The following is a 13,352-nucleotide window of genomic DNA, read 5'->3' as shown; positions in this document are numbered from 1 at the left end:
GGCCATGGCCGGGTCGGCGGGGCCACTCCCCGACGCCGGCCTTTTTTGGCCCGGCTCCACTCACACCGGCGGCGCACTGCGCCGGGCCAGCAGCCCCCAGAACAGCAGCAGCGCCAGCGCGGCATATTGGCAGCGTTGAATAGCGAGCGCATGGCGGCTGTAAAAACTGCCCCCAGCACTGGCGGAGAATGGCATATCGACCAGACGCTCAGCACGCGAGAACGCTGGTGTACTGGCCACCACCCGGCCGCTGGGTACCGTGGCCACGGAGGGGCCATTGTTGATCAGGTGAATCATCGGCACGCGATTTTCCACGCCCCGGATGATGGACATGTCGCGGTGCTGAAACGGCTGCGAGGTCTCGCCAAACCAGTTGTCCTGAGAGAGAAACAACAACAGCTTGCCCGCCGCATCGCTGCCGACAGACTCCGCCACAAATTGCGGGAAGGCGGTTTCGTAACAGACCTTTGGGAGTACCCGCATATCTCCCGCCAAGAACTCCATGTGCTCGGTGCCCGCACCCACCTGCCGCAGATAATCGCCCATGAACATGCGCGTCACCTGGGTGATTCCGGGTAGCTGAAAGAACGCCGGCAGATATTCACCAAAGGGCATGCGCTTGACCTTGCGATACTGCCCGGCCAGTTCGCCGCTGCCATCCAGCCAGGCCACGGTGTTGTAGCTCACTTGCTCGGCATTTTCCCAGCGAGTCTCGACATCGTGGAAAAACAGCGGCACACCCCAGTGTCTGACCTCCCTGGCATAGCTGCTACGGACCGTAAACCTGTCGTAATAGCCCTTGTAGCGCGCCTCTGGCCACGCCACCCATTGCGCACCGGCCTTGGCCAGGCGTCGGCTGGCGACCATTTCTTCCGGCGCTTCGCGGGTAAAGCCCTCGCGCGGTGGCGGAATGCGGCGGCGCGGTGGGTCATTGGGCTGCACCAGACCAATGCGCATGGTCTCCCAGGTGCGCACCTGGGCGTCCCAGTATGAGAGTGCGTAAAGGCCATAGGCAAACCACAGCAGCAGCACCAGTGTGCCGGCCAACATGCCCAACCCGGCGGCGCGGCTGCTGCTCTGGTGCGCCTGCAGCAGTTGAAACATCAGCACGCTGAAGCCCAGCATCATGATGTTCAAGCCCTGCGCTCCCAGCAGATCAACGCCTTGCAGGGCAAGCAGAAAACGCGCCTGACCTTCGGCAAAATCGGTCACGAAGAGCTGCGGGAATATTGCCATTACCGCGCTGATGACCAGCGGAAAGGTGAGCAGGTCCCAGTTCGGCAGGCGCTGCGCCAGCCAGCGGTATAACAGACAGGCAAAGCCGACCGCCAGCCCGGTATAAAGCCAGAACAACGTCGCCAGCCCAGCGCTGACCCACCACGACAAGCCCTTGAGATGAATCATGAAGTCGATCATCCAATGGCTGGCCCCGGCAAAGCACAGCACCCCGGTCAACCAGCCCAGCGCGAAGGCCGCAGGCAGACCCGTGCCGCGCAGGGCATAAAGCAAGGGCACCCCGGCCAGCCAACCGGTCCAGAACAGTACGGGATTGACCCAGGGGGCAAACATCATCACACCGCTGACCGCAGCCAGCGCCAGCCGGGCAGCCCAGGTGAGCGCGCGCACCGGCTCGGCCTGCACCAGCGATGGCCCGTTCAGGGTGACGCCGTGGGCGGCGGGGTCAGCATCAAACTGCGCCATGAAACCTCTTGTTGTTATGCTGTTGTGATTCAAACGCGGCCCGGCTCAGCGGAGCTTAGGCAGCCAAAACGGGCGGCGCCGCAGCTCGGTTGAGCTCAACGGCGCCCGGCAAAAATACCCCACGACAATAGAAGTGCCGCAGCCCGGGCAACATCGCCTGTTAGGGTGAACTTGCCTCCTATACCGGGCTGGCACGCCGTCGACAAAACCCGTTATCCTTGGGCTTTTACACACCCTGGACCCAAGCCTATGCCCCATTGGTTGACAGGTTTGCTGACCTGCCTGCTGATCCTGCTCAACACCCTGATCGGCATCGGCCCCATGCTGATTCTCGGGCTGCTCAAGGTAGCCATACCTCACACTGGCTTGCGACGCCTGTGTTCCCGAGGCGTGATGTGGATCGCAGAAACCTGGGCCGAGATTAACAAGAGCATCTTTCATCTGCTGCTACCAACGCGCTGGGATGTGCGTTGTGATACGCCGCTGGCTACCGACCATTCGTATCTGGTGATCAGCAATCATCAGTCCTGGGTCGACATACCGGCGCTGGTCAACGCCTTCAATCGCAAGACGCCCTACTTCAAGTTTTTCCTCAAGCGCGCCCTGATCTGGGTGCCCTTTCTCGGGCTGGCGTTCTGGGCGCTCGACTACCCCTTCATGAAACGCTACAGCAAGGCGCATCTGGCCAAGCACCCGCAGGATCAGGGCAAGGATCTGGAAATTACCCGGCGCGCCTGCGAGAAGTTCCAGCAACTACCGGTGACGGTGGTGAATTACTTGGAGGGCACCCGCTTCACACTTGCCAAGCACCAGCACCAGCAATCGCCCTACCGCTATCTGCTCAAGCCCAAGGCCGGCGGCATTGCCTTCGTGGTTGCCGCACTCGGCGCCCAGATGCGCTCGGTGCTGGATGTCACTATTGTCTATCCCGAGGCACGGCCACCGGGCTTCTGGCAGTTGGTCAGTGGTCAGGTGTCGAGCATCACCGTCGACATTCGCGGCCGCGCGCTGCCGCCTGACCTGATAGCCGGAGACTACAGCCTGGACGCGGAATACCGCGCCCGCTTTCAGCAGTGGGTCAGCCAGTTATGGCTGGAAAAGGATCAGCGCATTGCCGAGCTGCGCGCCGAGCTGGCCGCTCGAGGCTGAGGGCACGACATTAGTCAGGCAGCTCTTCTATGACCTCCTGCAGGGGACGCGCGGGCAGCGAGAGCGCTTCGGCCACTTCCTCATTGCACAGGGTCCCGCCGCAGACATTCAGCCCCTGGGCCAAATGCTTATCCTCACTCAACGCCCGTTTGGCTCCCTTGTTGGCCAGCGCCAGCACAAAAGGCAAGGTCGCGTTGTTGAGGGCCTGAGTCGAGGTGCGTGCCACCCCCCCAGGCATATTTGCCACGCAGTAATGCACCACGTCGTCGACGATATAGGTAGGCTCGGCATGGGTGGTGGGGCTGGATGTTTCGGCACACCCACCCTGGTCAATGGCGACATCCACCAACACGGCGCCGGGTTGCATGCGCTTGACCATATCTGCGCTGATCAGCTTGGGAGCCGCCGCTCCGGGCACCAGCACTGCGCCTACCACCAGGTCGGCTCCGAGCAGTTGCTCTTCCAGCGTCGCACCTGTGGAGTAGAGCGTGTTGATGCGGTTGCCGTACTGTGCGTCCAGGCGTCTGAGCGCATCGGGATTCTTGTCCAGCACAGTGACGTCGGCGCCCAGTCCCACCGCCATTGCCAGCGCATTGCTGCCGACCACACCGCCGCCCAGAATGACCACCTTGCCGCGCGGAACTCCCGGCACCCCGCCAAGCAGTACGCCACGTCCGCCGCGGGCCTTTTCCAGGCAGCCGGCGCCAGCCTGGATGGCCATGCGGCCAGCCACTTCGGACATCGGAGCCAATAACGGCAGGCGTCCCTGCGCATCGGTCACGGTCTCATAGGCAATGCAGATGGCGCCACTGGCCAGCAGGTCGCGGGTCTGCTCTGGATCTGGCGCCAGATGTAGATACGTAAAGAGTATCTGTCCTGGGCGCAGCCGGGCGCGCTCCTCGGCCTGCGGTTCTTTCACCTTGATCAACAGATCGGCCTGGGCGAAAACTTCCTCGACGGTAAGCAGGTCTGCACCGGCCTGACGGTAAAGCGCATCGCCATAACCGATGGCGGTGCCCGCATCGTGTTCGACAAAGACCTGATGCCCCTGGCGCACCAGCTCGCGCACAGACTGCGGGGTCAGACCAACCCGATATTCGTGATTCTTGGTCTCTTTTGGAACGCCGATCTGCATGGCACTGCCTCCCAACTGATGAAAACTTGAATCATCAGTGTAGTTGGCGGCGAGCGGGCAGCGGCGAAAAAATGCCTGCGCGCGCGTCCCTTCGCTAGCCTTGTTGCAGCAGCCGGGGGCGCGACTATGGGTTTCCAGCTGGCTGCACGGGCTGATCGGGCGCCGCGACGATACGATTGCGGCCGCCATGCTTGGCCGCATACATTCGCTTGTCGGCCACCTTCAACAGGCCACTCAGGTCCGCACCATCCTCCCCCAGCGTTGCCACGCCACCGCTGAAGCTGATAGTCAGTATGGCGTCATCCAGATGCAGTGGCGTGGCTACCAGTTGCTGACGCAGCTGGTCCGCCAGCATGGCAGCCTGCTGGTGTTCGGCGCCAAGCAGCAGCAGGGCAAACTCCTCTCCGCCCAGGCGACAGGCGAGATCGGAGCCGCGCAAACGGCTCGATAGCAACTGGGCAGCATGCTGCAGCGCAAGGTCGCCAATATCATGGCCGTATTCATCGTTAACCCGTTTGAACATATCCAGATCCAGCACCACCAGAGACAAGGCCATACCACTGCGCTCTGCCTGGCTGCGCAGGCGGGGAAATTCCTTGGCAAGACGCATCCGATTGGCGATGCCGGTCAGGCTGTCGGTACCGGCCAGTTCGATCAGCCGCGCCTCATTGCGGGTACGGCTGCGCTCGTAGATGTGGGAAAACAACAGCACCGCCAGGCTGCTGAAGGCCAGATTGGCAACGACCAGCAGATTCATTGCGTGTTCGTCAGTCATGTAGCGCACAGTGAAAGCCACCACCGCTGCAGTTACAAAGGTCAGCGACATCCAGAATCCACCCCGCTGCCCTAGCAAGAGATAAGAGACGATGGGAATGATCTGGATCCAGGCAAATACGGTAAAGGAGGTATTGGGTAACAGCAGGGCAAATACCATGATGCTGAAGAAAGGCACCAGATACGCGACTGTCCAGGCCGCAAGGTGATGCGTTTTGGGGATGATCGGCAACAGACTCAGGGCGAAGACGGCGTAAACGATCTCCAGCGAAGCCAGCAGGTAGAGCCCGCGATAGATGTTCAGCGTCGCAAAGATGACGCCAAACAGCAGCGTCAGCCACAACAGCGCGCGCAGCACGGAGCGACGATGACTCTGATTGTGTTCCAGTTGCTCGACCAATAGCGTTCCTCTTGAAAATGCGGAGCTTGAGTCTGTGCCCCCGGCGACCGAGGCGTCATAATGAAAACCAGTCTTTTCGCTGTGAACAGATAGACGAAGTGGCCGAAAAAAACTGGCATTTTGATGCAACCTCTTCTCAAGAGGTCAATATGTTGTCATGCTTGCAAAAATAGCCCTGATAATGGCCATCTGCCTTAACTAACAGATTTTGGCAGTGAATAACAGACAATGGCGTCAAGGATCTCGAAGTGACCGCGATTCCCCTGCTGGTATGTGACGACTCCAATATGGCTCGCAAGCAGCTTATTCGAGCATTGCCGGCAAATTGGCCGTTCCGTATTACTCAGGCGACCAATGGCGTTGAGGGCCTCGAGGCAATACGCGCCGGCGCCGGCCAGATTGTGTTGCTCGACTTGACCATGCCTGAGCTGGATGGTTTTGGCGTACTCGCCGCCCTACGCGAACAGGCACTTGCTGCGGAAGTCATTGTAGTCTCCGGTGACGTTCAGGAAGAAGCAGTACGTCGTGCCAAGGCGCTGGGCGCCCGTGCCTTCATCAAGAAACCGGCCGATCCCATACAACTGGCTGAAGCACTCAACTCCCTGGGCGTGGACGTTCCTCTGGCCGCTGCCCCTGCCACCACCGACCTTGAACTACCGCTGCCAACCGTCTCCTTTCGCGATGCCTTCCGCGAAGTATCCAACGTCGCCATGGGGCGCGCCGCCGAGCTACTGGGTCGGGTATTGGGTACCTTCATCAAGTTGCCGATACCCAACGTCAATATTCTGGAAGTCGGCGAGCTGCACATGGCGCTGGCCGACGCACAGCGCGGCCAGCGCCTGTCTGCCATCTGCCAGGGCTTCATTGGCGGCGGCGTGGCCGGCGAGGCGCTACTGATCTTCCATGATTCGGAAATCGAAGACGTCGCCCGACTCCTGAATGCGCAGGAAGACGAAAGCGCTCAACTGGAAATGCTGCTGGATCTGGCCACCATCATCATCGGTGCCTGCCTCAACGGCCTGTCGGAGCAATTGAACATTACCCTGTCGCAGGGACATCCGCTGGTACTCGGCCAGCATTGTCCGATCGAAGATCTGATTCGTATCAATCAACGCCGCTGGAAGCGCACCCTGGCTGTGGAAATCAGTTATGGTCTGGAAGACATGGAGATTCATTTCGACCTGTTGCTGCTGTTCACCGAGGACTCGGTGCCCCGACTGCGCGAAACCCTCGACTTCATGATCAACTGAATTAAAGGCAAGGTGCATGGCTGCTCAGTTTGACATCAACGAACTTCATTGGCTGCTCGACATTGTGCAAAGCATTGATGTCGGGGTGGTGGTGATGGACCGCGATTACAACATCGAGGTCTGGAACAGCTTCATGGAGAACCATTCCGGCCTGGGCTCGGCGCAGGCCAGCGCCCGCTCCCTGTTCGAGCTGTTTCCCGAAATCGACCAGACCTGGTTCACCCACAAGGTGGAAACCTCGGTGATGCTGGGCACCCGCGCCTTCACCATCTGGGAACAGCGCCCCAACCTGTTTCGTTTCAAAAGCTACCAGCCGATAACCGGACTGGCCGATGAGATGTACCAGAACGTCACCATCTTGCCGCTACGCAGCAGCACCGGCAAAACCGACCACGTTTGCCTGATTATTTATGATGTCACCGGCGTGGCTGTAAACAAACGGCAACTGGAATCTGCCAATACTAAGTTACGCGAACTGGCCCTGCGTGACGGTCTCACGGGATTGCTCAACCGCCGCTACTGGGAAAGTTGCCTGGAACACGAGTTTGCCCGTCATCAACGCTACGACAACGACGTCAGTCTGGTGATGTTCGATATTGACCACTTCAAGAAGGTAAACGATACCTACGGTCATCAGGCCGGCGACGAGGTGATTCGTCTCACTGCCCAACTGACTGAGCAACTGGCGAGAGAAACAGACTTCTGCGGCCGCTACGGTGGCGAAGAGTTTGTTGTGCTGATGCCTGACACTACCCAGGAGGGGGCGCTGCAGTTCGCCGAACGTCTCAGGCAGAGCGTGGAGCGTCAGCAGATTGATCATCAGGGCAACCCCCTGACCTTCACCATCAGCCTGGGCGTGGCCCGGCTGAGCGAAGGTATGGAAGCCTATCAGCAGCTCATCGAGAGTGCCGACAAGGCGCTGTATCAATCCAAGGAAAACGGCCGAAACCGTACAACGGTAGCCGAGTAAGTCCCGGTTTCAAGGCATTCTCATGCGGTGTTTCACATTCGCTCAACCTGCGGTATGATGCGCGGGCAAGGACGAGATGCGTCAAGGAATACGCTATTACAGAGCACCATCTGCCTGATGAACGTTTTTTTGACAGCAACAAGTCGTACTCGGTCAACACAGCATAGGCAGTCCGAACATGAGCGAACCCAAACGCGGGTGGCGCTGGGCGTATAGCAAGACTCGCAGCTACCACACAACCAAACTTCAAGCAGTCTACCGTGCCACCCGTTACTGGGTGACTGGCGATACCGGCTCATTCATTACCCACGGCGGCTTTCGCAAGAGTCGCATTCGGCGCTGAAGCGCTGCTGGCGCACCCCTTCTATCTGGTACACTGCAAAGCCTTTCTCTGCCCCAGGCCAGTGCCGTGACCCAGACCGCTTTCAACTCGCTAAAACTGCCTTCGGCCATGCTCGAAACCCTGCAGCAAATGGGCTACAGCAGCATGACGCCGATTCAGGCAGAAGCCCTGCCACTGATATTGCAGGGTGACGATCTGGTGGCGCAATCACGCACCGGCAGCGGCAAGACCGCCGCCTTTGGTATTGGTTTGCTGGCACCACTGAACCCGCAGTTTTTCGGGTGTCAGGCCCTGGTGCTCAGCCCCACGCGCGAGCTGGCCACGCAAACCGCCACGGCGCTGCGCAACCTGGCTCGCGGACTACCCAATATCAAGATCATTACGCTCTGCGGCGGCACGCCCTTTGGCCCCCAGGCCGCCTCGCTGGAACAGGGCGCCCATGTCATCGTCGGGACGCCGGGACGCATTCAGGATCACCTGGCGCGCGGCACCCTGAGTCTCGACCGACTCAACTGTCTGGTGCTGGATGAAGCCGATCGCATGCTGGACATGGGCTTTGTCGAGCCGATTCGCGAGATCATCAGCCAGACCCCGACTCGCCGCCAGACCCTGTTGTTCTCCGCCACCTACCCTGCGGGTCTCAAAACGCTGGCCAGCGATTTCATGCGTGAGCCCAAACAGGTGACCATAGACGATGCCAGCCCGAGCAATCCGATCAGCCAGCGTTTCTATGAAATAGACGAAGCGCAGCGCTTCGAGGCGGTATTGCGTCTGCTCGCGGCCAATCGTCCGCAACCCTGTATTGCCTTCTGCCACACTCGCCAGCAATGTCAGGAGCTGGCCGACTACCTCAACGCCAACCGCATCAGTGCCCAGGCGTTGCATGGCGACATGGAGCAACGTGACCGCGACCAGGTACTGGCCCTGTTCGCCAACCAGAGCTGCAGCGTACTGACCGCCACCGACGTGGCCGCCCGCGGTATCGACATCGAAGGCGTGGCAGCGGTGATCAATGTGGAGCTATCCGCCGATCCTGCCGCACACACCCACCGCATAGGCCGCAGCGGCCGGGCCGGGCAATCCGGCCTGGCCTTGAGTTTGGTGGCGCCTCGTGAACTCAAACGTCTGCGCGCGATCGAAGAACTCAGCAATGAGCCGCTCGACTGGCAAGAACTTCAAAATCTGCCCGCGCAACTGGATCAACCGCTGATCGCACCCATGCGTACCCTGGCTGTAGCCGGTGGCCGCAAGGATAAACTGCGGCCCGGCGACCTGCTCGGCGCCCTCACCGGGGAAGCCGGCCTGACCAGCGATGCCATCGGCAAAATCAGTATCAGCGACTTTCAGGCGTTGGTGGCCATTCGCCGCGACCAGGCCCAGAAAGCGTTGAACCGGTTGAGCGAAGGCAAGATCAAGGGTCGCCGCTTCAAGGTTCGCTTGCTGAACTGAGCACACCCCCCACAGGTTGTGATACCAGCTTGACCACATTAGGCCACGAGGGCTGTTCATGGATGCCAGTCAGCAACTGATTCTGTTGATTCTGGGTTGTACCATTGGTCTTTTTCTCTGGGGTCGCTGGCGTCACGATGTAGTCGCGCTGGCCGCGCTCATGGCCTGCGTGGTCTGTGGCCTGACGCCAGCCGCCGAGGCCTTTGTCGGCTTTGGCCATCCTGCGGTGATTACCGTCGCGGCCGTGCTGATACTCAGCAAAGGCCTGCAGACAACCGGCGCGGTTGAGGCCCTGGCTCAGCGCGCGCTACCCAAGAAAGGCGGCGCCCTGGCCAGCCTGGCTGTGCTGACCTTGCTCGGCGCTTTCCTCTCCGCCTTCATGAACAACGTGGGCGCCATGGCGCTATTGATGCCTCTGGCGTTGCAGCTGTCCGCGCGCGAGGGGCTGGCCCCGGCCAGGGTGCTGATGCCTTTGGCATTCGGCACCATCCTGGGCGGCATGACCACCCTCATCGGCACGCCGCCCAACCTGATTGTCGCCGGGTTTCGCGCGCGCCAGGAACTGGGCAGCTTCGGCATGTTCGATTTCACCCCCGTAGGGCTTGGCGTGGCACTGGCTGGGGTCGTGTTCGTGGTGCTGACCAGCCGCTGGCTGGTGCCCAACCGCGCCCAACCGGATGTCGGCAGTTTTGATACCGGCACCTACCTGACCGAAGTGCATATTGATGCCGACAGCAAGGCGGACGGCAAGACCCTGGCAGAGGTAGAGCAGTTGCTCGACGACAATGACGCGCAAATTGTCGGCATGGTGCGCAACGACTTTCGCGTGACCGCACCCCAGCCAAGCCGGGTACTGCGCGCTGGCGACATTCTGGTAATCGAAGCCGAGCCCGAAGGGCTTGGCGCCTCGCTCATGCGCCTGGGCCTGAAACTGGAAGAGGCGGTTGCGCCCAAAGCGGAGAAACAGGAAGCCGAAGCCGAGCAAGACGCCGACGCCGACGCCAACACAGAGCAAAGCGCCGCGCAGCAACCAGACAGCAACCCCGAAGCAGCCCAAGCGCAGCCCGCCCCGGTAACCGCTGATGCCGAAAGCAACGGCAGCCCTGCAGCGCCTGAGAAAGAAAAGACGAAAGAGAGCAAGCCCAGCCTGTCCGACGAGATCACGGTGCAGGAGCTGGCAGTACAGCCCAGCGCCAGCATTCTGGGCCGCAGCGCCTCCGATATCCAGCTACGCACCCGTTTCGGCATCAACCTGCTGGCCATCTCGCGACGGGGGCACAGATCCATCAGACGCCTGCGCTGGACTGACATCGAGGCCGGCGATGTGCTCCTGATGCAGGGTACTCCGGAGGCCATTTCCGGTTTTGCCAGTGAGTATGGCTGTGTACCCCTGGCTCCGCGTTCCATTCTGATTCCCGATCGACGCAAGGCACTCTATGCCATCAGCATCATGCTGGGCGCTATCGCCCTGGCGGCCTTCGGTATCCTGCCCGCGGCGGTGGCTTTCATGGCCGGGGTATTGGGGTACATGCTCACCCGAGTGACTCCACTGCGACGCATCTACGAGGCGGTAGACTGGCCCATCATTGTCCTGCTCGCGGCCTTGATGCCGCTGGCCGCAGCCATGGGCGACACCGGCGCCGCCGACCTGCTGGCCAAGAGCCTGCTTGATCACTTTGCCCAGGGCAACGCCATCATCGCCTTGATCCTGATACTGATAGTCACCATGACACTGTCGGACTTCATGAACAACGCGGCTACCGCCGCCGTGATGTGCCCTATAGCTCTGAGCATAGCCGGGCAACTGCAAGTCAACCCGGACAGTTTCCTGATGGCCGTTGCCATAGGCGCTTCCTGTGCCTTCCTGACGCCCATCGGTCACCAGAATAACACCCTGATCCTGGGCCCGGGGGGCCTGCGATTTGGCGACTATTGGCGCATGGGGCTGCCACTGGAGCTATTGGTTGTTGCGGTGAGTATTCCCATGCTGCTTTGGGTTTGGCCCTTGTAAGTAGCCTAGCCCTTGCAAGGGGGGCACGCCCGACCAGGGCGTGCCCAGCGCGCGCCATTATTCAATCACGCCGCAGGCGACCCGAGCGCCGCCACCACCCAGAGCCTCGGGGTGATCGGAATGATTGTCGCCACCGGCGTGAATCATCAAGGCTCGACCTTCAATTTCCGAGAGCTTCTTGATCCGCGGTGCCAGCACCGGGTATTCGGCTTTGCCGTCTGTGGTTACGTAGAGCGCAGGCAGGTCACCCAGGTGCCCTTCGGCGTAGGGCCCCAGGTGCTTGCCGGTGTTCTCGGGGTCATAATGGCTGCCCGCAGCCGCCGCCGGGGTGAGCTTGCCGTCTTTTTCGGCCGGTTCGCAGCTGGGATTCTGGTGCACATGGAAACCATGGATACCCGCGTCCAGCGAATTCAGCTCCGGTGTAAACAGCAGTCCGTAATCGGTTTCGCTGATGGTCACGGTGCCTATGGCTTGTTCCTTGCCGTCCACCCCGACCTGGTTGATGCTCACCTCCTGCGTGGCGGCCTGCGCCACACCGGCCGACAATGCCAAAACCAGAGCCAGTCCATTCGATGCTTTCATGATGATCTCCCGTGTACTTTGCAGTAAGTATCCTGAAATAGGGCAAAAAGGTGCTCACCTGTGGCAAGCACCTTTTTGCCGGCTACTTCATAGGGACCGGAGAGCACTGCTGTGGTTCCTGCGAACTTCAGGCCCGGTTGCGGCGCGCCAGCATAAGCATCTAGCCGCCTTCCCTGCCGGGCGCGGCAGGCTCAACCGGCACAAAGTCTTCCTTGTAGCGCACCGCGCAGTCCGGGCAAGTAAAGCTGTCGGGTAACGCCATCCAACTGGTACCGGGCGCGAAACCCTGGTGCGGATCGCCCTGCCGCTCATCGTATTCGTAGTCACATTCGGGGCAGCGATACCGGCTCATGCGGCAGCCTCCGCGCACCCCTGCGCAGGTGCCTCGGGGCTCAGCCCATAGCGACGCATCAACATCTCCCGCTTCGCCGGCAGGAAATTGATCCGTGCTGGATCGCGGTCGACCGCAGCCAGCAGGCGAGCATCCATGACCTTGAACCACAGCCGGGGGAAGTAGGCCAGCAGGTACATGCCGAAATAGCCATTGGGCAGGCGCGGCAGATCCGGAAAGTCACGCAGCGACTGGTAGCGCCTGGTGGGATGGGCATGGTGATCGGAGTGCCGTTGCAGGTGAAATAGCGCCCAGTTGGAAAACAGATGATTACTGTTCCAGGAATGATGCGGCTGACAGCGCTCGTAGCGGCCATTGGGCTGTTTTATGCGCAGCAGGCCGTAGTGCTCAATATAGTTCGCCTGGGTCAGTTGAAAGGCACCCCAGAAGGCAATCAGCAGCATCACCGGCAGTATCTCGATGCCCAGCCAGGCGATCAGCCCGATATAGAGCACGGCACTGATCAGCCCTGGCTGCAGTATTTCGTTCTCCAGACTCCACACTGATTTGCCGCAGCGCTCCAGCCGCTGCGCCTCCAGATCCCAGGCGCGGAAAAAGGCGCCGGGCATCTCGCGAAAGACGAAGCGATAGATGCTTTCACCCATGCGCGCCGATGCCGGGTCCTCCGGCGTAGCCACATCGCGGTGATGGCCGCGATTGTGCTCGACAAAGAAATGCCCGTAGCAGCCCAGCGCCAGGGTGATCTTCGCCAGCCAGCGCTCCAGCGCGGTTTTCTTGTGGCCCATCTCGTGGCCCAGATTAAGGCCGAACCCAAGCGAGCCGCCGGTGGCCAGGATCACCGCCAGGGTGCCGTACCAGGGCAACTCGTGCGTGCCGAGAAAGATGATATTGACCAGAAAGCTGAGCCACAGAATCGGTACCAGCGCATAGGTCACATAGCGGTAGTAGGGATCGGCCTCCAGCGCGGGCACGGCCTCTTCGGGCGGGTTGCTGAGATCTTCGCCAAGTACCCCATCGAGCATCGGAATCACCACGTACCCGAACAGGGTCGACAACCACAGCCAGATGATCTGCGGCGATACCAGCATATACAGCAAGGGCCCGACCAGCGCCAAGCCGGGCACCATCAGAGAAAACAGCCAGAGCCGGCGTTTACGGTCAACGTAGCCTGCCAGGCCGTTGTCATGGGCAGATAGAGCAGTCATGCGGTCATCCTCTTGTTGTTGTAGCTATGAC

General features: G+C 60.7%; 12 protein-coding genes. 6 read left to right on the top strand and 6 right to left on the bottom strand.

Annotated elements, in window-relative coordinates; all coding sequences use genetic code 11:
* Nucleotides 1-60 precede the first annotated feature (60 nt).
* Nucleotides 61-1,701, bottom strand: coding sequence for an apolipoprotein N-acyltransferase (gene lnt, locus V7756_RS01155; RefSeq protein ID WP_335608330.1), 1,641 nt, complete (start codon nt 1,699-1,701; stop codon nt 61-63).
* Nucleotides 1,702-1,950: 249 nt separating this feature from the next.
* Between lnt and V7756_RS01150 the strand changes: the two genes are divergently transcribed.
* A complete protein-coding gene (locus tag V7756_RS01150; protein ID WP_335608329.1) occupies nt 1,951-2,850 on the top strand; it encodes an acyltransferase in 900 nt (299 codons plus the stop codon).
* Between the two features lie 10 nt (nt 2,851-2,860).
* Here V7756_RS01150 and ald read toward each other — a convergent pair whose 3' ends face one another.
* Both ald and V7756_RS01140 read right to left on the bottom strand, forming a co-directional pair.
* Nucleotides 2,861-3,985, bottom strand: a complete 1,125-nt coding sequence (gene ald / locus V7756_RS01145) for an alanine dehydrogenase (protein WP_335608328.1) — start codon at nt 3,983-3,985, stop codon at nt 2,861-2,863.
* 124 nt (nt 3,986-4,109) lie between these two features.
* On the bottom strand, nt 4,110-5,159 hold the full coding sequence (locus V7756_RS01140) for a GGDEF domain-containing protein (protein WP_335608327.1): 1,050 nt from the start codon (nt 5,157-5,159) through the stop codon (nt 4,110-4,112).
* 248 nt (nt 5,160-5,407) lie between these two features.
* Here V7756_RS01140 and V7756_RS01135 point away from each other — a divergent pair, with 248 nt between their 5' ends.
* The 5 genes from V7756_RS01135 (at nt 5,408) to V7756_RS01115 (ending at nt 11,182) form a co-directional block, all read left to right on the top strand.
* Nucleotides 5,408-6,409 carry a response regulator gene (locus tag V7756_RS01135; protein ID WP_335608326.1) on the top strand — a complete coding sequence of 334 codons (1,002 nt, stop codon included), beginning with the start codon at nt 5,408-5,410 and terminating at the stop codon, nt 6,407-6,409.
* Between the two features lie 16 nt (nt 6,410-6,425).
* Complete coding sequence (locus V7756_RS01130; RefSeq protein ID WP_335608325.1) at nt 6,426-7,379, top strand: GGDEF domain-containing protein; 954 nt, start codon at nt 6,426-6,428, stop codon at nt 7,377-7,379.
* A 178-nt stretch (nt 7,380-7,557) separates the two neighbouring features.
* Nucleotides 7,558-7,722, top strand: a complete 165-nt coding sequence (locus tag V7756_RS01125) for a hypothetical protein (protein WP_335608324.1) — start codon at nt 7,558-7,560, stop codon at nt 7,720-7,722.
* Nucleotides 7,723-7,788: 66 nt separating this feature from the next.
* Nucleotides 7,789-9,171, top strand: a complete 1,383-nt coding sequence (dbpA, locus tag V7756_RS01120; RefSeq protein WP_335608323.1) for an ATP-dependent RNA helicase DbpA — start codon at nt 7,789-7,791, stop codon at nt 9,169-9,171.
* A 58-nt stretch (nt 9,172-9,229) separates the two neighbouring features.
* Complete coding sequence (locus tag V7756_RS01115) at nt 9,230-11,182, top strand: SLC13 family permease (RefSeq protein ID WP_335608322.1); 1,953 nt, start codon at nt 9,230-9,232, stop codon at nt 11,180-11,182.
* A gap of 57 nt (nt 11,183-11,239) precedes the next feature.
* Here the strand turns inward: V7756_RS01115 and sodC are convergent, their stop codons facing one another.
* From sodC to V7756_RS01100, 3 genes are all read right to left on the bottom strand, one after another.
* Nucleotides 11,240-11,764 carry a superoxide dismutase [Cu-Zn] SodC gene (gene sodC, locus V7756_RS01110; RefSeq protein WP_335608321.1) on the bottom strand — a complete coding sequence of 175 codons (525 nt, stop codon included), beginning with the start codon at nt 11,762-11,764 and terminating at the stop codon, nt 11,240-11,242.
* Between the two features lie 160 nt (nt 11,765-11,924).
* On the bottom strand, nt 11,925-12,116 hold the full coding sequence (locus tag V7756_RS01105; RefSeq protein WP_335608320.1) for a rubredoxin: 192 nt from the start codon (nt 12,114-12,116) through the stop codon (nt 11,925-11,927).
* Nucleotides 12,113-13,321 carry an alkane 1-monooxygenase gene (locus V7756_RS01100; RefSeq protein ID WP_335608319.1) on the bottom strand — a complete coding sequence of 403 codons (1,209 nt, stop codon included), beginning with the start codon at nt 13,319-13,321 and terminating at the stop codon, nt 12,113-12,115. The genes V7756_RS01105 and V7756_RS01100 overlap by 4 nt, the downstream gene beginning before the upstream one ends.
* Nucleotides 13,322-13,352 lie beyond the last annotated feature (31 nt).

It is taken from the genome of Halopseudomonas sp. (genome assembly GCF_036961105.1).
In the GTDB taxonomy this organism is placed as follows: Bacteria; Pseudomonadota; Gammaproteobacteria; order Pseudomonadales; family Pseudomonadaceae; genus Halopseudomonas.
This window is presented reverse-complemented; position numbering and strand designations above follow the sequence as displayed.